Below are 20,944 nucleotides of genomic sequence, written 5' to 3'. Positions count from 1 at the left end.
CCCTCAGGAGCGCGGGGAGCTGCGCACCCGCCGCACCACCGTCGGCACCACGCTGATCAGCACGGTCAGCGCGATCGCCGCCACCACGCCCTGCCACGGCTCGGCGAACAGCGACCCGCCGAGAATCCCGATGAGCTGATACGTCACGGCCCAGGCCAGGCACGCCGGCAGATTCCCCCGGGAGAACCTCCGTATCGGCCACTCCGCCAGCAGACAGGCCAGCATCACCGGGATGCGTCCCGCCGGCACCAGCCGCGACAGCACCAGTACGGCGACACCGTGCGCGGCGAGCTTCTCCTGCGCCTGTTCGAGCCGGTCCTCCGGCGCCCGCGACCGGAGCGCCTCCAGCCACCGCGACCCGTTCTTCGACTTCAGGCCGCGCCGCCCCAGCCAGTACAGCGCCGCATCGCCCAGGAACGCCGCCAGCGACGCCGTCACGAACACCATCGCCAGGGAGAACGGCGCCGTCCGGTGCACGGCGACCACCGCCGCCGAACTCACCAGCGCCCCCGTCGGAATCACCGGCACCAGCGCCCCGGCCAGCACCAGCAGGAAGAGCGTCGGATACCCGATCGCCTGCTGCGTGGACTCCGATACCAGGGACGCCGGTGTGACGGCCGACGCCGCGAGCGCCCAGGGCGCGGACCAGCTCACCGCGCGCCCTCCAGGCGCACGCTCTCCCCGTGCCCGAGCCGGTGCACCGCCACGTCCGGCGCGTGCCGGGCCGCCAGCCGGACGAACTCGTCCCCCGGCGCGTGGAACTCGTGGGGGCGCACGGCGTCCATGCCGATCGGCCAGTACGTGCCGTAGTGCACCGGCACCGCACTGCGCGGCGCCAGCCGTTCCAGCGCCTGCGCCGCCCGGCCCGCGTCCAGGTGCCCCTCGCCGAGGTACGGCCCCCAGCCGCCCACCGGCAGCAGCGCCACCTCGACCGGCCCGACCTCCTTGGCCATTTCCTCGAACAGGCCGGTGTCCCCCGCGAAGTACGTCCGGGCCTCGCCGGATATGACGTAGCCGAGGGCGGGGGAGCGGTGCGGCCCGAACGGCAGCCGCCGCCCGTCGTGCAGCGCGGGCACGGCCCGTACGACGAGGTCGCCGACCGGGGTCTCGTCGCCGGGGGCCACCTCGCTCACCCGCAGGTGCGTGAGCCGGCGCAGTCCGGGCACCGCCCGGCGCGCGCCCCGGGGCACGAGCAGGCGCGTGCCCGGAGCGAGTCGCATCAGCGACGGCACATGCAGATGGTCGGCGTGCAGATGGGAGACCAGCGCCACGTCCGCGTGCGGGGCGCCCGGGGCCGGCAGGGCCCCGCGCCGACGGCGCAGGTGTGCGAGCCGGCGTGCGAACAGGGGATCCGTGAGCACGCGCACGTTCGAATCCTCGACGGTGCAAGTGGCGTGACCCCACCAGGTGATCTCCACCGGCACTTCTTTGCCTCCTTCGCGCGACTCCCCCGAAGCCTACGTGCAGGAGTAGGGTCGGCGGCGAAACCGGAGGTGAGGGGGACGCCATGGTGCCGGTGCGGGTCACGGCGATCGCGAGTCTGACGCCGCTGGAGGAGCTGGACGACGATCCGTTCCTCGTCGACTCCCGCAGCCAGCACGCGATGTGCGCCCGCTGGGCCGCCGAGCGGGGCTACGTGATCAGCCGGGAGTTGCTCGTCCGGGGGCTGCGGCCCGACCACGGCGCACTGTGGGACGGCGTCCGGCCCGGCCTCGACCTGTTCGTCGCCCCCAGCCGCCGGGTACTGGAGAGCGCGCTCGCCTCCGTCGAGGAGTTCACCGCCGAGTGTGTGCGAAGGGGTGTACGCGTCGAGACCGTGGGGCATGCGGAACCGGCGTACGACGCCGCGATGAAGGCGTGCGTACACCGGCGGCTGTCGATGCCGACGGCCGGCTACGACGGGCGCTGACGTCTCTCACCGGGTGCGACCCGGGGACGAAAAGACCCGACCGGGCGTTGGGAAACTGTCGGGGAGGGCCCGCGGCGGTCGTGGGCGAGGGACGTGAGGTGACGGGGCGTGCGGGGCGTTCGGTGGCGGCGGATCGCCAGTCAGGTGGGGCGGAGCGTCGCCGTGTGGGCGGTCTCCACCCTCACCATGCTCGTGCTCGCCGGGATCCTCCCGGACTTCCGCCTCCGCTCGGAGAACGGCGACAGCGCGACCGACATCGCCGTCACCGCAGCCCTCGGCGCCGGCGCCTTCGGTCTGCTGTCGGCCGTGGTGTGGCCGCTGCTCGTCCGGCTCCTGCTCCTCGTACCGGCGCTCGTGCTGGGGCTGCTGGTGTTCTTCCTCAACGGCGCCCTGCTGCTGCTCGCCCTGCATCTCAACCCGGCCGAGCGCGGCGCCGCGGCGCCGGAGACCGCCGTCGTCGTCGCCGCCGTGATGTCCGCCGTGGCCTCCGCGACCGGCGCCGCCCTGGCCGTGCGGGACGACGACGCCTACCGCCGCAGGCTGTACCGCCTGTCCGACCGTCGCCGCCGCCGGTCCGGACCGCCCTGTCCCGCCGACCCGGGCACGGTCTTCATCCAGCTGGACGGCGTCGGTCACGACACGCTGCTCGACGCGGTCGGCAAGGGCCTGATGCCCACCGTCGCCCGCTGGCTCGACATAGGCGACGGCGGCCGCCCCACCCACCGGCTCACCCCCTGGCGCACCGACTGGTCCAGCCAGACCGGCGCCAGCCAGCTCGGCATCCTGCACGGCAGCAACCACGACGTCCCCGCCTTCCGCTGGTACGAGAAGGACACCCGTGAGGTGGTCGTCTGCAACCGCCCCACCAGCGCTGTGGAACTCCAGCGCCGCGCCGTCGCGTACGCGGGGCACGGCGGGCTGCTCACCGTCGACGGCGCCAGCCGCGGCAACCTCTTCAGCGGCGGCGCCGAACAGCAGGCCCTCGTGCTGTCCATCGCCGCCCGCCGCCGCAGCCGCGAGAACCGCTCCCGCGACGGCTACTTCGCCTACTTCTCCGACCCGGCCAACGCCGTGCGCACCGCGCTCTCCTTCGTCGCCGAGGTGGGCCGGGAGATCGGCCAGTCCACCCGGGCGCGCCTGCGCAAGCAGCGCCCCCGCGTCGCCCGCGGCGGCCTCTACCCCCTCGTCCGGGCCTTCGCGACCGTCGTCGAGCGGGACGTCGTCGTCGCCGCGGTGACGGGCGACATGCTCGTCGGCCGCACCGCCGTCTACGCCGACCTCGTGGCCTACGACGAGGTCGCCCACCACTCCGGCCCGGCGAGCCGCGACGCGCAGAAGGTCCTCGAACGCCTCGACCGCTCCCTCGCCCTGATCGAGAACGTCGCCGAGCACGCCCCGCGCCCCTACCGGATCGTCGTGCTGTCCGACCACGGCCAGAGCCCCGGCGAGACCTTCCGCTCCCGCTACGGCCTCCCGCTCGGCGACCTGGTGCGGGCCGGCTGCGGCCTGCCCGTACCGCGCAAGGCGCAGCGCACCCGCAGCGGTGCGGAGGCCCGCGCCGCCGTCCGCGCCGCGCTGCGCATCCCCGTGGAGGAGGCCGGCGAGCAGCATCGCCCCGGACGCAGCGAGGAGCCGATCGTGCTGGCCTCCGGCAACCTCGGCCTGGTCTCCTTCCCGGACGTGACGCACCGGATGAGCAAGGAGGAGATCGACGCCCGCCACCCCGCGCTGCTGCCGACCCTCGCCAACCACCCCGGCATCGGCTTCCTGCTGGTCCGCAGCGAGAAGCACGGCGGCGTCGTCCTCGGCGCGTACGGCGCCGAGATCCCGCTGGCCGACCTCGACGACAACCCGGGCCCGCTCGCCCCGTTCGGGCCGGGCGCCGCCGAAGCGGTCCGCCGTACGCACGCGTTCCCGCACACCGCCGACATCATGGTCAACTCCATCCACGACCCGGCCGACGGCGAAGTCCTGGCCTTCGAGGAGCAGATCGGCTCCCACGGCGGGCTGGGCGGCGCCCAGGGCAGACCCTTCCTGCTGTCGCCGCTCGGCGTCTCCCCACCGGTCGCGGAGGGCGAGGAACTCGTGGGCGCCGAGCACGTGCACCGGGTGCTGCGGCGCTGGCTGCGCGAGTCGAGCGGACCGCAGGTGCCGCTGGAGGCCACCGTGGAGGACCGCGCCGCCTGAAAATCGGCTGCGCCCACCGGGGCCGTCCGCACACACTGTTCGCACCGGACGCCGCACATCTGCGCGTCCCCTTCGAACAGCCCCGAGGAGTCGCCGCCTTGCAGGCAGCCGTCACCGTCACGCCCGCCCGCATCCCCGACCTGCTGCTCGGCCTGGCCACCGTCCGGCCGGTCTTCATCTGGGGCGCCCCCGGCATCGGGAAGTCCTCCCTGGTACGGAACTTCGCCGAGTCGCTGGGCCTGGAGTGCGTGAGCCTGCTGGGCACCCAGCTGGCCCCCGAGGACCTCATCGGCGTCCCGCAGATCCGCGACGGCCGCTCGGTGTTCTGCCCGCCGGAGACGATCGCCCGGGACGAGCCGTACTGCCTCTTCCTGGACGAGCTCAACGCGGCCACACCGGACGTGCAGAAGGCGTTCTACTCGCTGATCCTGGACCGCCGGATCGGCAGCTACGAACTGCCCGAGGGCTCGATCGTCATCGGCGCCGGGAACCGCGCCACCGACAACGCGCTCGCCCGGCCCGTCGCCTCCGCGCTCGTCAACCGCCTCGCGCACGTGCACCTGGAGGCCTCCGCGAAGGACTGGCTGACCTGGGCCGCGGGCAACGGCATCCACCCCTGGATCGTGGACCACCTCACCGACCGCCCCGACCACCTGTGGTCCAAGCCGCCGAAGAGCGAGGAGCCGTTCTCCACACCCCGCTCCTGGCACATGCTCTCCGACGCCCTGCACTCCTTCGGGCGGGACCTCGACGAGGAGACCCTGAAGGTCCTGGCGCACGGCACACTGACCCCGGCGCACGCGACCGCCTTCTGCGGCTACGTCAAGATCGTCCGCAGCCGTTTCGGCATCGAGGCCGTCATCAAGGGCGACGCCCCCTGGCCGAACCGGCCGGAGGACCGTGACCTGCTCTACTACCTCGCCGAGTCCTTCCGCGGCCGTCTGGTCAAGGAACTGCCCGTGAGCAAGGAGCACATGTCCGCGAACGGCCGGCAGACCGCCTACCGCGCCAAGTCGCTGCTGGTGCGGCTCGCGGAGATCTCCGTCGAGGTCGCCCAGACCGTCATCGCCTCCGACAGCGACGGCAACCCCGTACTGCCCTCCTGGTTCCTCGTCGAGGCGGCACGCGACATGCCCCGGCTGGTGGAGGCCCGCCGGTGAGCCGTGGCCGGGGCAAGGAGCGGGAGAAGAAGAAGCGGGACCTCGCCGCCGAGGCCTTCGCCGAGGGGATGCGGCTGATGAAGGCCAACCCCGCCCTCGCGGCGGTGGAGTTCGACGTCTGCCGTCACGAGGAGTGCCGCTTCGCGCCCCGTGACGGACTCGTGGCCGTCGACTCCGACGGCGATCTGCACGCCCACCCCTCGCGCCTGGCCGAACCGGCCGCCTGGGCCTGGGCGCTCGCCCACGCCGTCCTGCACCTGGGCTTCGGGCACGTCCCGGCGGCCAAGGGCGAACGCGTCCAGCCCGACCGCCACGACCTCGCGGCCCGCTGCGTCGTCGTCAACCGCTTCCTGCTCGGCTTCACCATCGGCGAGACCCCCGAGCACCTGCCCGCCTCCTACCCGGACGGCGACGAGGAGCAGCTCGCCACCCGCTGGCGCCGCGACGGACTGCCCGCCGTGTACGAGCGCTGCGGCACGGCGGGCGACGAGCCCGACCAGGTGCTGGTGCCGTGGGTGGGCTGGTCCCAGCCGCCCGACTGGCAGCTGGCCTTCGCGACCGCCCTGACCCGGACCGTGTCCGCCGCGATGGACATGGCGGGCGGCCGTCGCGACAGCCTGGACGGCGACGCCCCCCGGCGGCGCCCCTGGGAGCGGGCGCTGAGCTGGTTCATCTCCTCGTACCCGCTGCTCGGCGGCATCGCCTCCGGCATCAAGCTGATCGCCGACGCCGAACTCGCCCGCGCCCACGGCATCGGCGTCGCGGCGGTCGACGCCGAGGCGGCCGAGATCTACGTCAATCCGCTGCGCCGCCTCGACGACGAGGAGTGGCGGTTCGTCCTCGCCCACGAGATGCTGCACGCCGCCCTGCGGCACGGCGACCGCTGCGGCACCCGCGACCCGTACCTCTTCAACGTCGCCTGCGACTACGTCGTCAACGGCTGGCTGAAGGAGATGCAGGTCGGCACCATGCCCGAGGGGCTGCTGTTCGACCCGGACCTCGCGGGCCTGTCCGCCGAGGAGGTCTACGACCGCATCGCCGGCGACCTGCGCCGCGCACGCCGGCTGGCCACACTGCGCGGCAAGGGCGTCGGGGACATCCTCGGCGGCCCGCTCGGCCCGCCCCGTGACTACGTCGACCTCGACGCCTTCTACCGCCGCGGCCTCGCCCAGGGCCTCGACCTCCACCAGCGCCAGGAGCGCGGGTTCCTGCCCGGCGGCCTGGTCGAGGAGATCCGCGCGCTCAGCCATCCGCCGCTGCCCTGGGACGCGCGACTCGCCCGCTGGTTCGACGAGTTCGTGCCCAGCCCCCGGCCCGTGCGGTCCTACGCCCGCCCGTCGCGGCGCCAGGCGGCCACCCCCGGCATCCCGCGCGCCGGACGGTACTTCCCGCCCGAGGAGATCGCCCGCTGCACCTTCGGCGTGGTCCTGGACACCTCCGGCTCCATGAACCGCGTCCTGCTCGGCAAGGCACTGGGCGCCATCGCCTCCTACGCCGGAGCCCGGGACGTACCGGCCGCCCGGGTCGTGTTCTGCGACGCGGCCCCGCACGACGCCGGCTACCTGCCCGTCACCGAGATCGCCGGCCGGGTCCGTGTGCACGGCCGCGGCGGCACCGTCCTGCAGCCCGGCATCGACCTGCTGCACCGCGCCGACGACTTCCCGCCCGGCGCGCCCGTGCTGATCATCACCGACGGCTGGTGCGACGTCCTGCGGGTGCGGCGCGAGCACGCGTACCTGATTCCGCAGGGAGCACGGCTGCCGTTCAGCGCCAGAGGACCGGTCTTCCGCGTGAGTTGAGCCGTAGTGTGATCGGATGGGGGACACGGGGCCCGGTGACGGGCCCGCACGCGAGTCCGCACGCGAAAGGAAGAACTCGTGGCTACCACGCGCTCCGCACACACGGTCTGGGAAGGCAACCTGCTCGAGGGCAACGGCGTCGTCACCTTCGACTCCTCCGGTGCCATCGGCGAGCAGCCGGTGACGTGGGCCTCGCGCGCCCAGGAGGCGAACGGCAAGACCAGCCCCGAGGAGCTGATCGCGGCCGCCCACTCCAGCTGCTTCTCGATGGCCTTCTCCAACATCCTCAACAAGGCCGGGACGCCGCCCACCAAGCTCATCACCTCGGCCGACGTCACCTTCCAGCCGGGTGAGGGCATCACCGGCATCCACCTCACCGTGGAGGGCACCGTCCCCGGCATCGACGAGGCGGCCTTCCAGGCCGCCGCCGACGAGGCCAAGGTCGGCTGCCCGGTCAGCCAGGCCCTCAAGGCCACCCCGATCACGCTGACCGCCAAGCTCACCTGACCTGCCGCACCTCCCGCCGCGCGGGTCCGCCCACCAGGACGGCCCGCGCGGCGTCGTCGGTTCACCACCCCGGGCCGGGGTAGGAACCAGACGCCTCGAACCGCCGGGCCGGAAGGAACGCGATGCTGCCGGGAACGTCCCCGAACGCGACGGTGCTCGACTCCGCCACCCGTGACCGGACCCGCGTCCTGCTGCTGTTCAGCCTCTCCGGACGGCTGCGCCCCCGGGACAGCGCGCTGGGCGCCCTCGTCGACCGCTACGACTACGGCCGCTTCGCCGGGCACCTGATGACCAGCCGGGACGTGCTCCCCGTCCCGGTCCTCGACGAACAGGTCGCCGTCCGGCGGCTGAGGCTTCCGCACGGGGACCACGGCCTGGGGCTCGCCTCCCTGCGGATCCTCGTCGTCACCACTCCGCGCGGTGACGCCACCCTGGTCGTGGACTGTGCCTTCGCGGGCGAGACCACCGCCGGTGACCTCGCCGCCTGGCTGGCCGCGACCTGCTTCGACCGTGAGCGGATCGAGCTCGACGACCGCCCGCTCCTGCAGACCGTGGCCGCGCGGCTCGGCGGACGGCCGCTCGCCCTGGGCCAGAACGTCCACCAACTCGTCTTTCCCGGCGGCCGGTTACAGCGGGAACTGCTCAGCGCCGACGAGGCCCGCAAGGCCGTCCTGCTGAACGAGCTCGTCTACCGCGGCCGGATGCCGTGGAACCCCGCCACGCCCTACGACACCAGCCTCGCCCCGCACCTCAGGAACCACGGCCTCACCCTGTCCGCCCTCGGCCGGGGCGTCTCCGTCCAGGCCGGCTGGGCCCCGCACGTGGAGAACGGCCTGGTCCTCGTCGCCGTGGGCATGATCTCCGCCCTGTCCGTGCTCCAGCGTGCCCGGCTGGCGGCCTTCGCCATGATGAAGGCCAACGAGCAGGCCCTGACCGACTCGCCCACCGAGATCCGCTCCCTGATCTCCCGCCTCTCCGCCGGTGTCAACGAACTCCAGCTCGACCTGGCCTTCGGCGTCGAGGCCTACGTCGACAGCCTGCTGATCCCCGAAATGGTCACGGAGGCCTTCCAGTCCTCGCTGCGCGACGCCCTCGGCATCCGGGACAGCCTGGAGAACTCGGCCCGCATGGTCGAGCGTCTGACCTCCGTGATCGGCGCCCGCTCCGCCGCCCTGGACGCCGAACTCGCCGAGCGCGACGACCGCCGCGACCGCACGGTCTCCGGCCTGGTCGCCGCGGCCACCCTGATCGCCCTGCCCCCGACCCTGCTGCTGGCCTTCTTCGGCGTGAACGGCACGAACGTCGACGAGCACCGCTCCATCCTCGACATGCGCGCCTACGGCACCGCGTACGCCCTGGCCTGGCTGCCCTTCGTCGTCCTGGTCGTGATCGGCTGGGTCCTGCTCAGACGGGTCAGCACCCGCTCCGGATCGCTGCTGCCCGCGCCCGACGACGCCTTCGCCCCCGTGCCGCCTGCCCGCTCACCCTCCGGGAACCGACGACCATGACGCCACACGCCGCCGTCTCCGCCCACCGGGGCGGCTCCGAGCGCGCCGGCCCGGCCACCTGGGAGGCGTACGAGGACGCGATCGCGTCCGGTGCGGAGTACGTCGAGTTCGACATCCGCCGCACCAGGGACGGGGTCCTCGTCGTCTACCACGACCCACGGGTCGGCCCCGCCGGGCCGCCGCTGTCCGCGCTCACGCACGCCGAGCTGTGCGAGCGGGCCGGATACGCCGTGCCCGTCGTGGACGAGGTCATGGCGCTGATCGCCGGGAAACTCGTGGCCCACCTGGACCTCAAGGAGACCGGCTACGAGCGGGAGGTGATCGACCGGGCGGTGGCCCTGCTCGGTGTGGACGGGCTCGTCGTGACGACGCTCGAGGACCGGTCCGTCGCCGCCGTCACCCGGCGTCACCCGGGTGTGCGCACCGCCCTGTCCCTGGGGCGTGACCGCAGGGAGCTGGCCCTGGCCCGGCTGCCCGGGACGCGCCTGAGCGAGCTCTTCCCCGCCCGGCGCATCCGGGCCTGCGGGGCCCACGGTGTCGCGGTGCACCAGCGGCTGGCCAGGGCCGGCGTGTTGCGCCAGGCCACCCGGCACGGCCTGTTCACCATGGTGTGGACCGTCAACGACGACACCCTCATGCGGGCCTTCCTCGCCCACCCGCGCGTCGACGTGCTCGTCACGGACCGTCCCCGGCGCGCCGTGGCGCTGCGCGGGGCGATCACCCCTTCGCGGCATTGACAACAGCGCACTCAAGTTTTGTGCTGGAGAGTGGGAAGAGCGCCGCCCTGGCGGAAGGGGACAGCGATGGGACGTGCGGTCGGAATCGACCTCGGAACCACGAACTCGGTGGTCGCCGTGCTGGAAGGCGGCGAGCCCACCGTCATCGCCAACGCCGAGGGGGCCAGAACGACGCCCTCGGTCGTGGCGTTCGCCAAGAACGGCGAGGTGCTGGTCGGGGAGGTGGCCAAGCGGCAGGCCGTGACGAACGTGGAGCGCACCGCCCGCTCCGTCAAGCGGTACATGGGCGACGCGCACTGGCGCTTCCCCGACGAGGGCGACGTGGACGGCACCCGGTACCGGGCGCAGGAGCTGTCCGCGCGGGTGCTGCAGAAGCTGAAGCGGGACGCCGAGTCCTACCTCGGCGAGGACGTCACCGACGCGGTGGTCACCGTCCCCGCCTACTTCGACGACTCCCAGCGGCAGGCCACCAAGGAGGCCGGTGAGATCGCGGGCCTGAAGGTCCTGCGGATCATCAACGAGCCGACGGCCGCGGCCCTCGCCTACGGCCTGGACAAGGAGAACGACCAGACGGTGCTCGTCTTCGACCTCGGCGGCGGCACCTTCGACGTGTCGCTGCTGGAGATGGGCGAGGGCGTCATCGAGGTGAAGGCCACCAACGGCGACACGCACCTCGGCGGCGACGACTGGGACCAGCGGATCGTCGAGTACCTGATCAAGCGGTTCAAGGGCCAGAACGGCATCGACCTCGGCACCGACAAGATGGCCGTGCAGCGGCTGCGCGAGGGCGCCGAGCGGGCCAAGATCGAGCTGTCCAGCTCGACCGAGACGACGATCAACCTGCCCTACATCACGGCCTCCGCCGAAGGGCCCCTGCATCTCGACGAGAAGCTGACCCGGGCCCAGTTCCAGGAGCTCACCGCCGATCTGCTCGACCGCTGCAAGGCCCCGTTCCACCAGGCGGTCAAGGACGCCGGCGTGAAGCTGTCGGCGATCGACCACGTGATCCTCGTCGGCGGCTCGACCCGGATGCCCGCGGTGACCGACCTGGTCAAGGAGCTCACCGGGAAGGACCCGCACAAGGGCGTCAACCCCGACGAGGTCGTGGCCGTGGGCGCCGCCCTCCAGGCGGGCGTCATCCGCGGCGACGTCAAGGACGTGCTGCTGCTCGACGTCACTCCGCTGTCCCTGGGCATCGAGACCAAGGGCGGCATCATGACGAAGCTCATCGAGCGCAACACGACCATCCCGACACGGCGTTCGGAGATCTTCACGACGGCGGCGGACAACCAGCCCTCGGTCGGCATCCAGGTCTACCAGGGCGAACGGGAGATCGCCGTGTACAACAAGAAGCTGGGCGTCTTCGACCTGACCGGCCTGCCGCCGGCGCCGCGCGGCGTGCCGCAGATCGAGGTGGCGTTCGACATCGACGCCAACGGCATCATGCACGTCTCCGCGAAGGACCTGGCGACCGGCCGCGAGCAGAAGATGACCGTGACCGGCGGCTCGGCCCTGCCCAAGGACGACATCGACCGCATGATGCGCGAGGCCGAACAGTACGCCGACGAGGACCGCAAGCGCCGCGAGGCCGCCGAGACCCGCAACCAGGCCGAGCAACTCGTCTACCAGACCGAGAACTTCCTCCGCGAGAACGGCGACCGCGTCCCGGCCGACACGAAGTCCGAGGTCGAGTCGGCCGTCGCCGAGGTGAAGGAAGGGCTGGAACAGCAGGCGGACACCGCCGCCCTGCGCGCAGGTGTCGAGAAACTCGCCTCCGTCAGCCAGAAGATGGGCCAGGCGATGTACGCCCAGGCCCAGCAGGCCCCCACGGAGGAGCCCTCCACCGCACCCAGGGACGAGGAGGGAGTGGTGGACGCGGAGATCGTGGACGAGGAGAAGAACGGGCGGGACGAGAAGGGCGGTGCCGCCTAGTCCGACTCTCCGCGAGGACGGTTGGACGCACGGAAGAGATCCGGCGGACACGGACTGCTGACGGTGGGGTGTGCGGTGGCGGCCGTGATGACCACCGGCACCGGCGTGGCCCAGGCCGCGGACGACCTGCCGCCGAAGCAGCCGCTCGTCTACGTCGACGGACAGACCGACGCCGACGCGACCGCGGACCTGCCGAACGGCCGGCGCGGCTCCGGCCAGCTCCAGATCGGCCGCGGCCGGACCGGTGCCGGATGGGGAGAGTACCCGCACGGCGACGTGGACGAGGTGCACGCCTTCTTCGCCGGCGCCCTCACCGACCGGAATGTCGTGTCCCTCGGCTCCTAGGCCCCGGTGTGCGCGGACGGCAGTGTCGCGCAGACCGCGTCCAGGACCGTCGCGTACGGCGTGCCGAAGTCGGTGAGTCTGGTCCGGAGCTGGTCCAGGCCGTCGCGGTGCTCCGCCAGCAGCCCGGTGTCGCCGGTGCGGGCCGCGCACTCCAGGACCGCCGGCAGGAAGTCCGGCGGTTCCTCGCCGGTGGTCTCCAGGCCGTGCGCGCGGTACATCTCCTCGGAGGGTGCCGGCGCCGCCTCCCGCCAGACGCTCAGATACAGGCTGTGGTCCTGTCCGGCCTCGAACACCTCGACGTAGTGCGCTGCCAGTTCCCTCGGCGGGGTCACGGCCGCGTGATCGGCGAACTCTCTTAGCTGCGGGGCTGCTTCGCGCAGCAGCGGCAGCCGGGCGCGGAAGTCGTCGTCGGGGTACATCAGGCACAGCGCCGCCGCCTGGTACAGCACCTCGAATCCGGGCATCGGACCTCCTTCGCGTGCGCTCCCTTGCCCGCCCCGTCATCCCAGACGCTAGGGGCGGGCCGGGGAGCACACCTGCCGGCGGCGCCCGTACGGGTCAGAACCCGTGCCATGACGTCACGTGCGGGAGACGAGGAGCTCAGTAGCGCTCGCGGTACTCCCGCAACAGTTCCTCGGTGCGCTGCGCGGAGCCCGCCCCGGCCGTCATGTGGTCCAGCACCTCCAGATGCGTGGAGACCTCCTTGCGGGAGTCCAGGTACAGCGCACCGGTCAGATACTCGGTGAAGACCATGTCGGGCAGTTCCGGCTCGGCGAAGCGGAACAGGGAGAACGGCGCGTACGTCCCCGGATGGGGGCCGTCGGCGAACTCGGCGATCTGGAGGGTGACCCGGTCGCGCCCGGCGTACTCCAGCAGCTTGTCCAGCTGGTCCCGCATCACCCGGCCGTCGACGCTCACCGGGCGCCGCAGCACCGTCTCGTCCATGATGACCCACAGGTGCGGCGCGTCCGGGCGGTCCAGGAGCCGCTGCCGCTCCATGCGCAGCGACACATGCCGCTCGATGGCCTCCGGCCCCGCGTTCGCGATGGTGCCGGCCTCCAGCACGGCCCGCGCGTACCCCTCGGTCTGCAGCAGCCCCGGCACGAAGTGCGGCTCGTACGACCGGATGATCCGGGCGGCGCCCTCCAGGCTCACGTACAGGCTGAACCACTCCGGCAGCACGTCGTGGAACCGCTGCCACCAGCCCGGCCGGTTCGCCTCCTCGGTGAGGTCGACGAACGCGGTCACCTCGTCCTCGGCCACCCCGTACGCGGTCAGCAGGATCTGCACGTACGGGATCTTCAGCGCGACGTCGGCGGTCTCCATCCGCCGGACGGTCGCGGGGGCGACCCGCAGCACCTTCGCGGCCTCGTCACGACTGAGGCCCGCGGCCTCGCGCAGCTCCTGCAACCGCTTGCCCAGGACCACCTGGCCCACGGTGGGTGCGGCCCGCCGTTCACTCACGCCACGCCTCCCCAACGTGCCAAGCCTGCGATCAGTCTGTCACGTCCGGCCGGGGGTATCACAGGGCTCGCACCGGGAAGATCGCGGAAGTGGGGGAGAGCCAGGGGCATTACCCCGCGGGTAATCGACCGGAAGCCGCCCGAACGGGATCGTGAACCCACCGGGTCCCGGGCCGGCGCACTCCGGCCCGGGACCCGGTCCCAGCCGCCGCACCACGACCCGACGGAGGGTGACTCCCCATGTCCGCGATCCAGCTCGCCGCACTCGCCCGGACCTCCGAGCCGCAGTCCATGCTGCGCCGCTTCCTCGCCCTGGACGCCGTGGTGACCGGCGCCAACGCGCTCGCCTACCTGGCGTTCTCCGGTCCCCTCGGGCGCTTCCTCGGCGCCGACGCCACGCTGCTGCTCGCCCTCGGCGCGTTCCTGGCGCTCTACGCGGCGGGCGTGGGGCTGCTGGCCGCCCGCCGACGACCGCCGACGCTCGGCGTGCGGGCCGTCGTCGAGGGCAACCTCGCCTGGGCGGCGGTGAGCCTGGTGGCCCTGGCGCTGTGGCTCACACCGAGCACTCCGGGCGCCGTGTGGACGGTGCTCCAGGCCCTGACCGTGGCCGCGTTCGCCGTCCTCCAGCACACAGCCCTGAAGGCCCGTCAGGACATGAGCTCCTGAAGGTACTTGACCGTCGCCGGGTCGGCCGGGAGCAGGGTCTCGATGGCCAGCTCGGCGACGGTCACGTCCATCGGGGTGTTGAACGTGGCGATCGAGGAGATGAACGACAGCGTCCGCCCCTCGTGCTCGATCCGCAGCGGCAGCGCGAAGTACGGCACCGGCTCCGACGGCTCGTCCGCCGGATCCGCCTCGGGCGCCGGATAGGCCGCCACCTCCTCGTACAACGCCCGCAGCGGCTCCGAGCGGTGCAGCGCGATCTGCCGCTCCATCTGTTCCAGCAGATGACCACGCCAGGCGCGCAGATTGCGGATGCGCGGTGCGAGGCCCCGCGGGTGCAGGGCCAGCCGCATCGCGTTCAGCGGCGGTTCGAGCAGTGAGGGGCAGACCCCGTCGACCAGCGTCATGACCCCGCGGTTGGCGGCCACCACGTTGTACAGCGCGTCCACGACCAGCGCCGGATACGGCTCGTAGCCGCTGATCAGACGCTCGATGCCCTCCCGCAGCGCGCCCAGCGCCGGGTCGTCCAGCGGGGTCTCCGGGTAGCGCGGGGCGTAACCGGCGGCGAGCAGCAGCGCGTTGCGCTCCCGCACGGGCACCTCCAGGTGCTCGGCCAGCCGCAGCACCATCTCCTCGCTGGGCCGGGAGCGGCCGGTCTCGACGAAGCTGATGTGCCGGGCCGAGGAGTCCGCGCGCAGGGCCAGCTCCAGCTGGCTGACCCGCCGCTGCTCCCGCCAGGCCCGCAGCAGCGGACCCACGCCCTTCTCGGCGGTGGACGCGTGAGTGGTCATGTCAGGACCGTAGTCGAGAACCGGTCGTGCCGGACAGGCGCAATCTCGTGACCAGGGTCTCGGCAGCCGGGCTGTGGCAGGCTGAGGGAACACCCCGAGGACTCCGGATCACGACAAGGAGCGCAGCCCATGCCCGTCGAACCGCTGTCGCAGAAGGAGATCGAGGACCGGCTGGCCGAGCTGCCGGGCTGGTCGCTCGACAAGGACCACCTCATCCGCTCCTACCGGCTCGGCTCGCACTTCGCGGCGACGGCGATGGTCGTGCACATCGCCCAGGTCCAGGAGGAGCTGAACCACCACTCCGACCTCACGCTCGGTTACAACACCGTCTCCCTGGCCCTGCACACGCACAGCGCGGGCGGCGCCGTCACCGAGAAGGACTTCGAGCTCGCCCGCAGGGTGGAGGACCTCGCCCCCGGTCACGGGGCACACTGACGGGGTGCTCGACTACGACAAGGAAGCGGAGCGGTACGACGCCTCGCGCGGCGGCGAGCCCCGGGCGGCGGCCGCCGCGGAGGCGGTGCTGAGCCTGCTGCCGCCGGACACGCGTGCCCTGCTCGACGTCGCCTGCGGAACGGGCATCGTGACCCGCCGGTTCGCCGCCGCCCGCGACGGCATGCGGGTGACCGGTGTCGACCTCGCCCCCGCGATGGCCCGGCAGGCCTCCACCCGGCTGCCCGGTGCCGTCGTACGCGCCGACAGCCGCCGGCTGCCCTTCCGGGACGGGCAGTTCGACGCCGTGTGCAGCGTGTGGCTGCTGCATCTGGCCGCCGGGCCCGCCGAGGTGCGGACCATCGTCGGCGAGTGCGCCCGGGTGTTGCGGCCCGGGGGGATCTACGTCACGACGGTCGACAAGGCCGCCTCCCACAACGTGGGCAGTGACATCGATGTCGTCCTGTCCTCCCGGCCGCCCAGCCCGGTCCGGGACGCGGCGGCGGACGTCGCGTCCTGCGCCGCCGCCCACGGCCTGGTCGCGGCCGGGCAGGCCCGCTTCACCGGTCACGGCCAGGGCCGCAGCCCTCGCCGTACCATCGCCGACCTGCACCGGGGCTGGTTCGTCACGCTGCCGCCGGGCGATCCGCTCGCCGGCGGTTTCGCCACCCGCCTCGCGCGCCTTCCCGACCAGGACCGGCCCCGCCCCGACCCGGTGTTCAGCCTGCGGTCGTTCCGGAAGGCCGGCTGAAGTTCTACGGCGACGACACGCACGACGGCAAGGAGGTGCGGGTCCGGTTCGTCTGGTCGGGTGTCTCCGCCACGTCGGCCCGCTGGGAGCAGGCGTTCCCTGTCGACCGCGGGGACACCTGAAGGGTCGCGCCCTTGGCCGACAGCCGCGGCATGTCGATCTCGCCGACGTTCGCGGCCCCGTCGAACAGCGGCCGGCATAGGCTGGTTCCCCGGAACTCGGTCCAGGTGCCGGGTGCCGTCCGGGTCGAGGAAGTCGGTGCGGCGCCGGTGCCGGACGTCCCCCGCGCCGTGGAAGAAGCCGAAGTCGTGCGGGCTGCTCATAGGCGGTCTCCTGTGGTTCCTTCGGGCAGCGAGTCGGCCACGTAGGCCTGGAGGTCCGGGACGTCGGGTGTGAGCAGGTGCCGCACCCAGGCGTCCCGCTCGTGCAGGATCGGCGGCAGCTCCCAGACACAGCCGATCCACGGCAGTTCGGGAGTGATGAAGTGGGCGGGATGCCGGTCCGGGCAGCCCAGCACGGGCTGTCCCGCCGCCGCGCCCTTGAAGTGCAGGACGTTGTCCCACACCCAGCTGTACGCGTTCAGGTAGGCGCCGTCGTCACCGCCCCGGTGCAGGACGACGAAGGTCGCCGGGGGCGTGCCGTCCGGCTCCGGCAGCAGTTCCGGCAGGATCGCGTACGCCGCCTTCTCCACCTCGGGTTCGATGCCCGCGGGATCGGCGGTGACGTGGTAGCGCTTGATGTGGCGTCCGGCCACCTCGATGGGTGGGGGCACGGTCAGCAGTTTCTCGGTGAAGCCCATGCCGGGACGCTAGGACCGCTTCACTGACATCCTGTGTCAGTGAAGTCCAGCCGGCTCGTCTCCGTCCTCCTGCTGCTCCAGACCCGCGGCCGGATGACCGCCGCCCAGCTCGCCGAGGAACTGGAGGTGTCGGTACGGACGGTGTACCGGGACGTCGAGGCGCTGAGCGCGGCCGGTGTCCCGCTGTATGCCGACGCGGGCCACTCCGGCGGCTACCGCCTGCTGGACGGCTACCGCACCCGCCTCACCGGGATGACCGCCGACGAGGCCGAGGCGCTCTTCCTCGCCGGTGCCCCCGGTGCCGCCGCCCAGCTGGGTCTCGGTTCCGTCCTGGCCGCCGCCCAGCTCAAGGTCCGCGCCGCGCTGCCGTCCGAACTGCGCCCGCACGCCGACCGGATCAGCGGCCGCTTCCACCTCGACGCGCCCGGCTGGTACGCCGACGCCGACGAGACGCCGTACCTCCCGGCCGTGGCCGACGCCGTCTGGAACCGCCGCGCCGTGCACGTGCTGTACCGCCGCTGGCGTGAGCCCACCGACGTGGAGCGCCGCCTTGAGCCGTACGGCCTCCTCCTCAAGGCGGGCCGCTGGTACGTCGTCGCGGGCCCGGGCGTCCCCCGCACCTACCGGGTCGACCAGATCCTCCGACTCACCGCCACCGAGGAGGAGTTCACCCACCCGGGCGACTTCGACCTGGCCGGGTACTGGGCGGCGTACCAGCGCGACTTCCACCACCGGCTCCGCCCGGCCCGGGCCGTGGTCCGGCTGGCACCGGGTGTGCCCCTGCCCGGCCCGGCGCAGACCGACGCACACGTGGAGGAGGACGGCTGGACCCGTGTCACCGTCGCCATCGAGTCCGTCGACCGTGCCCACGCCGATTTTCTGCGCCTGGGCAGCGGCATCGAGGTGCTCGATCCCCCCGAACTGCGCGACCGGATCGCCCGGACCGCGACCGAACCGGCGGAACGGTACGGCCACCGGGCCCGGCCGGTGACGGCCGGCCCCGACCGCGGCGCGCGGTCCGGCCGAAGCCGCCGCTGACACCGTGGGCGCCGGTTCCGCCCTGTCGTCCGACCGCGCCTTCTCGGTGACGGAGACGGAGACGGTGGGGCAATGTCGGTCCCGGCATGCGGAGAGGGCGCGTGCCGTCGCCGGCACACGCCCTCGGACCGCACGGTCAGGCAAGGGTGCAGGTCTGCTCACCCAGCTTGAACGCGGCCGGTTTCGTGTTCGTGCCCGACCAGTTCGCCGTGAAGCCGAAGCCCACCGACGAGCCCGCCGCCACGTTCGCGTTCCAGCCGACGTTCTTCGCCGTCACCGCCGCGCCCGACTGCGTCGCACCGGCGTTCCAGGCCTGGGTCAGCTTCTGGCCGTCCGCGAAGGTCCAGCCGAGGGACCAGCCGTTCCAGGCCGCGGTACCGGTGTTGGTGAGCTGGACGTCCGCCTGGAAGCCGCCCGACCACTGGCTGGTGACCTTGTACGTCACCTTGCAGGGGCCCGCCGGGTCGGGGCCGGGGCCCGGGTCCGTCGTGCCGCCGCCGGAGCTGTCGCCGTAGACGACGCCTCGGCCGTTCGTGGAGACGTAGACACGGCCGTACACCCGCGGGTCGCCGGTGATCGCCGCGCCCGTCCAACCCCACTGGTGGGCGTCGTCGTTGATGCGCGTCCAGCTCGCGCCCTTGTCCGTGGAGCGGAAGATGCCGCGCACGCCGCCGATCTTCGCGCTGGTGTACAGCGTCTGGTAGGAGGCGCCGGGCGCCGCCTTGCCGAAGCCGATGGTGTCGGCCTGCTCCACGTTGGAGAGCTTGGTGAAGCTCGTCCCGCCGTCCGTGGAGTGCCACAGCCCGTACGCGCCGTCGGTCGCGCCGCCCGCCAGCCACACGTCGCCCTTCCCGCCGGGCAGCGCCTTGAAGCGGACGCTGTCGCCGCTCGGCAGCCCGGTGGCCGGGGACTCCTTGAAGGTCGCGCCGCCGTCCGTACTGATGTAGAACTTGCCCGACTTGAAGCCGTAGAAGGTCTTCGGGTCGACCCGGTCCGACTCGACGATCGCCCCGGCGGGGATCCCGCCCGACGCCTGCCATGACGTGCCGAAGCCGGTCGTGTGGTGCACGCCCGCGCCCTGGGGGCTCCACACGAACCGGCTGCCGTCGGCCGCCGACGCGACCGTGCCGCCGCCGCTCACGCCCGAAGGGTCGGTCCCCGCGAACCAGTTGGCCCCGTTGTCCGTCGAGAAGGCGATGTGCGGGCCCGAGTCCAGGTCGCCCACCCGGACCACGGTGTCCGGGTTCGACTCGGCGAAGTCCAGGCTCGTCGTCGTCGTGAAGTTCGGCTGCGTGAACATCATCGACGGCACCTTCGTCAGGTCCGTGTGCCGGAAGCCGCCGATGTCACCGAGCGCGCTCAGCAGCGGGGCGCCCGACGGGGGAGAGGCGAGGTCGTTGACCGCCGTCTCCTCCAGTCCCCGGACCATCGGCTTGACGGTGAACTTGCCGCCGCTGTCCCAGTTCCCGAGGTTCTCGGTGCCGTAGATCGTCGCGCCCGTCCCGTACATCATGCGGTTCGAGTCGAACGGGTCGATCTCCAGGGCCTCGGTCATCCAGCCCAGCTTCGGCGTCTGCTCGGGCGGCTGCGGGTTCGCGCCCCAGGTGAGCCACGGCGCGGACGAGACGTCCATCGTGTAGCGGTTCTCGCGGTTCGGGTACGACGTGTAGTCCCACGCCTTGGTCCAGGTCGCGCCGCTGTCCGTGGAGCGGAAGATCTGCGTGTCCGGCCACCAGGCGCTGTACGCGGTCGCCATCACCGTGCCCGGCTTCTGCCGGTCCACCGTCAGTCCGCTGAATCCGTAGAAGGTGTCGGCCTCCGCGACCGGGCTGATGTTCGTCCAGGCCCCCGTGCCCGTCGCGTACCGCCACAGTTGGCCCTTGCCGCCGTCGTACGGGCCGCCCTTGTCGCTGTAGGCGAGGTAGAGGAAGCCGTTCTTCGCGTCCAGCACGCCCTTGTGGGCGAGGTAGCCGGTGGGCTGCCCGGCCAGCCGCTGCCAGGTGGCGCCCGCGTCCGTCGACCGGTACACCGCGTTGTCCTTGTCGGCGACCCCGACGTAGATCGTCTTCGTCGCGTTGCCGGACGTGCCCGTGGACTCGTCGAAGGTGACCCAGACGATGCCCTGGTTGTCGCTGGAGTAGCCGGACGTGTCACTCGGATCCGCCACGTAATTGCCCACGTTGGGGAAGTTCGCGACCTGCGACCAGGTCACGCCCGCATCCGTCGACCGCCACAGCCCCTTGCCGCTGGGCGCCCCCAGGTACAGCACGCTGTTGCGGTTCGGGTCGACGGCCAGCCGCTCGCCCATGCCCCGCCCCGGCATGTTGCCGCCCAGCTTGAACGGCAGATTCGTCTTCTGCCAGCTCGCGCCCCGATCGGAGGAGCGCATGACCGCTCCGTTCTTCGGGTCCCAGCTGTTGGTGTACGTGCCCACCGCCGCGTACACCCGGTTCGGATCGACGGAGTCGGACGCGATACCGACGACGCCCGTGTGCCCCCAGTCGTCCCAGCCGACCGAGTCCAGCAGCGGCGTCCAGGTCTTGGAGGACTCCTGCCAGCGGTAGGCTCCGCCGATGTCCGTGCGGGCGTAGGCCAGGTTCTTCTCGGAGCGGTTGAAGACGATGCCCGGGACGAAGCCACCGCCGTCGATCTGGGCGTTCTTCCAGGTGTAGGTGTCCGCGGCGAGCTTCGTCGCCGGGGGATCGGCGGCCAGGGCGGCGGGGGCACCCGAGAGCAGGCCGGCCGCCAGCGCCAGCACGGCCGTGAGGATACGGGTTCTTCGCACGGTGGGGTTCCTTCCGCGGGAGGGGAACGTGCGAGGGCCGGGCGACTCCCGTGCGGGGGAGCCGCCCGGCCGTGGTGGCCCCGCGTCAGGTGCGGGGCCATGTACGCGGAGCTTCGGACGCACCTGCTGTTTCAGGGG

20 protein-coding genes are annotated in these 20,944 nt (G+C 72.5%); 13 read left to right on the top strand and 7 right to left on the bottom strand.

Annotation, left to right across the window (positions count from 1 at the left end; all coding sequences use genetic code 11):
• Window positions 1-3: 3 nt before the first annotated feature.
• Together ACFY9E_RS03545 and ACFY9E_RS03540 are read right to left on the bottom strand one after the other, a co-directional pair.
• The gene (locus ACFY9E_RS03545; protein WP_390978949.1) at window positions 4-654 is read right to left on the bottom strand and encodes a VTT domain-containing protein; all 651 of its coding nucleotides are present in this window, start codon (window positions 652-654) and stop codon (window positions 4-6) included.
• Entirely contained in the window at window positions 651-1,424 is a 774-nt protein-coding gene (locus tag ACFY9E_RS03540) for an MBL fold metallo-hydrolase (RefSeq protein WP_390978947.1), read from the bottom strand. Before ACFY9E_RS03540 ends, ACFY9E_RS03545 begins: the two co-directional genes overlap by 4 nt.
• A gap of 83 nt (window positions 1,425-1,507) precedes the next feature.
• Here ACFY9E_RS03540 and ACFY9E_RS03535 point away from each other — a divergent pair, with 83 nt between their 5' ends.
• The 9 genes from ACFY9E_RS03535 to ACFY9E_RS03495 all read left to right on the top strand — a co-directional run bounded on the left by ACFY9E_RS03535 (window position 1,508) and on the right by ACFY9E_RS03495 (window position 12,084).
• Entirely contained in the window at window positions 1,508-1,909 is a 402-nt protein-coding gene (locus tag ACFY9E_RS03535; RefSeq protein WP_193503372.1) for a hypothetical protein, read from the top strand.
• 108 nt (window positions 1,910-2,017) lie between these two features.
• Window positions 2,018-4,096, top strand: a complete 2,079-nt coding sequence (locus tag ACFY9E_RS03530) for a phage holin family protein (RefSeq protein WP_390978945.1) — start codon at window positions 2,018-2,020, stop codon at window positions 4,094-4,096.
• Window positions 4,097-4,194: 98 nt separating this feature from the next.
• The gene (locus tag ACFY9E_RS03525) at window positions 4,195-5,256 is read left to right on the top strand and encodes an AAA family ATPase (RefSeq protein WP_390978943.1); all 1,062 of its coding nucleotides are present in this window, start codon (window positions 4,195-4,197) and stop codon (window positions 5,254-5,256) included.
• Between the two features lie 68 nt (window positions 5,257-5,324).
• Window positions 5,325-7,055 carry a hypothetical protein gene (locus ACFY9E_RS03520; protein ID WP_390980282.1) on the top strand — a complete coding sequence of 577 codons (1,731 nt, stop codon included), beginning with the start codon at window positions 5,325-5,327 and terminating at the stop codon, window positions 7,053-7,055.
• 78 nt (window positions 7,056-7,133) lie between these two features.
• On the top strand, window positions 7,134-7,562 hold the full coding sequence (locus ACFY9E_RS03515; RefSeq protein WP_390978941.1) for an OsmC family peroxiredoxin: 429 nt from the start codon (window positions 7,134-7,136) through the stop codon (window positions 7,560-7,562).
• Window positions 7,563-7,684: 122 nt separating this feature from the next.
• The gene (locus tag ACFY9E_RS03510; protein ID WP_390978938.1) at window positions 7,685-9,070 is read left to right on the top strand and encodes a hypothetical protein; all 1,386 of its coding nucleotides are present in this window, start codon (window positions 7,685-7,687) and stop codon (window positions 9,068-9,070) included.
• Window positions 9,067-9,807, top strand: coding sequence for a glycerophosphodiester phosphodiesterase family protein (locus tag ACFY9E_RS03505; RefSeq protein WP_390978936.1), 741 nt, complete (start codon window positions 9,067-9,069; stop codon window positions 9,805-9,807). Before ACFY9E_RS03510 ends, ACFY9E_RS03505 begins: the two co-directional genes overlap by 4 nt.
• A 66-nt stretch (window positions 9,808-9,873) precedes the next feature.
• Window positions 9,874-11,739, top strand: a complete 1,866-nt coding sequence (gene dnaK, locus ACFY9E_RS03500) for a molecular chaperone DnaK (protein WP_390978934.1) — start codon at window positions 9,874-9,876, stop codon at window positions 11,737-11,739.
• A 21-nt stretch (window positions 11,740-11,760) separates the two neighbouring features.
• Entirely contained in the window at window positions 11,761-12,084 is a 324-nt protein-coding gene (locus ACFY9E_RS03495) for a hypothetical protein (protein ID WP_390978932.1), read from the top strand.
• On the opposite strand, the gene ACFY9E_RS03490 is transcribed toward ACFY9E_RS03495, so the two are convergent.
• Complete coding sequence (locus tag ACFY9E_RS03490) at window positions 12,081-12,548, bottom strand: molecular chaperone TorD family protein (protein ID WP_390978930.1); 468 nt, start codon at window positions 12,546-12,548, stop codon at window positions 12,081-12,083. The genes ACFY9E_RS03495 and ACFY9E_RS03490 overlap by 4 nt on opposite strands.
• Window positions 12,549-12,684: 136 nt before the next feature.
• Entirely contained in the window at window positions 12,685-13,548 is an 864-nt protein-coding gene (locus ACFY9E_RS03485) for a Scr1 family TA system antitoxin-like transcriptional regulator (RefSeq protein WP_390978928.1), read from the bottom strand.
• Between the two features lie 239 nt (window positions 13,549-13,787).
• Here ACFY9E_RS03485 and ACFY9E_RS03480 point away from each other — a divergent pair, with 239 nt between their 5' ends.
• Window positions 13,788-14,213: a hypothetical protein gene (locus ACFY9E_RS03480; RefSeq protein WP_390978926.1), complete on the top strand. Its 426-nt coding sequence runs from the start codon at window positions 13,788-13,790 to the stop codon at window positions 14,211-14,213.
• On the opposite strand, the gene ACFY9E_RS03475 is transcribed toward ACFY9E_RS03480, so the two are convergent.
• A complete protein-coding gene (locus ACFY9E_RS03475) occupies window positions 14,195-15,001 on the bottom strand; it encodes a helix-turn-helix domain-containing protein (RefSeq protein ID WP_390978924.1) in 807 nt (268 codons plus the stop codon). The genes ACFY9E_RS03480 and ACFY9E_RS03475 overlap by 19 nt on opposite strands.
• Before the next feature lie 129 nt (window positions 15,002-15,130).
• Here ACFY9E_RS03475 and ACFY9E_RS03470 point away from each other — a divergent pair, with 129 nt between their 5' ends.
• Window positions 15,131-15,436: a 4a-hydroxytetrahydrobiopterin dehydratase gene (locus tag ACFY9E_RS03470; protein ID WP_390978922.1), complete on the top strand. Its 306-nt coding sequence runs from the start codon at window positions 15,131-15,133 to the stop codon at window positions 15,434-15,436.
• Window positions 15,437-15,440: 4 nt separating this feature from the next.
• Window positions 15,441-16,184, top strand: coding sequence for a methyltransferase domain-containing protein (locus ACFY9E_RS03465; protein WP_390978920.1), 744 nt, complete (start codon window positions 15,441-15,443; stop codon window positions 16,182-16,184).
• 319 nt (window positions 16,185-16,503) lie between these two features.
• Here the strand turns inward: ACFY9E_RS03465 and ACFY9E_RS03460 are convergent, their stop codons facing one another.
• Entirely contained in the window at window positions 16,504-16,983 is a 480-nt protein-coding gene (locus ACFY9E_RS03460; protein ID WP_390978918.1) for a hypothetical protein, read from the bottom strand.
• A gap of 39 nt (window positions 16,984-17,022) precedes the next feature.
• Here ACFY9E_RS03460 and ACFY9E_RS03455 point away from each other — a divergent pair, with 39 nt between their 5' ends.
• Window positions 17,023-18,021 carry a WYL domain-containing protein gene (locus ACFY9E_RS03455; RefSeq protein ID WP_390978916.1) on the top strand — a complete coding sequence of 333 codons (999 nt, stop codon included), beginning with the start codon at window positions 17,023-17,025 and terminating at the stop codon, window positions 18,019-18,021.
• A gap of 136 nt (window positions 18,022-18,157) precedes the next feature.
• On the opposite strand, the gene ACFY9E_RS03450 is transcribed toward ACFY9E_RS03455, so the two are convergent.
• Window positions 18,158-20,806 carry a cellulose binding domain-containing protein gene (locus tag ACFY9E_RS03450; protein WP_390978914.1) on the bottom strand — a complete coding sequence of 883 codons (2,649 nt, stop codon included), beginning with the start codon at window positions 20,804-20,806 and terminating at the stop codon, window positions 18,158-18,160.
• Between the last annotated feature and the right edge of the window lie 138 nt (window positions 20,807-20,944).

Source organism: Streptomyces sp. NPDC012466 (genome assembly GCF_042955215.1).
GTDB lineage: Bacteria > Actinomycetota > Actinomycetes > Streptomycetales > Streptomycetaceae > Streptomyces.
The sequence above is the reverse complement of the archived record's forward strand: the minus strand, read 5'-3'. Positions and strand labels throughout refer to the sequence as shown.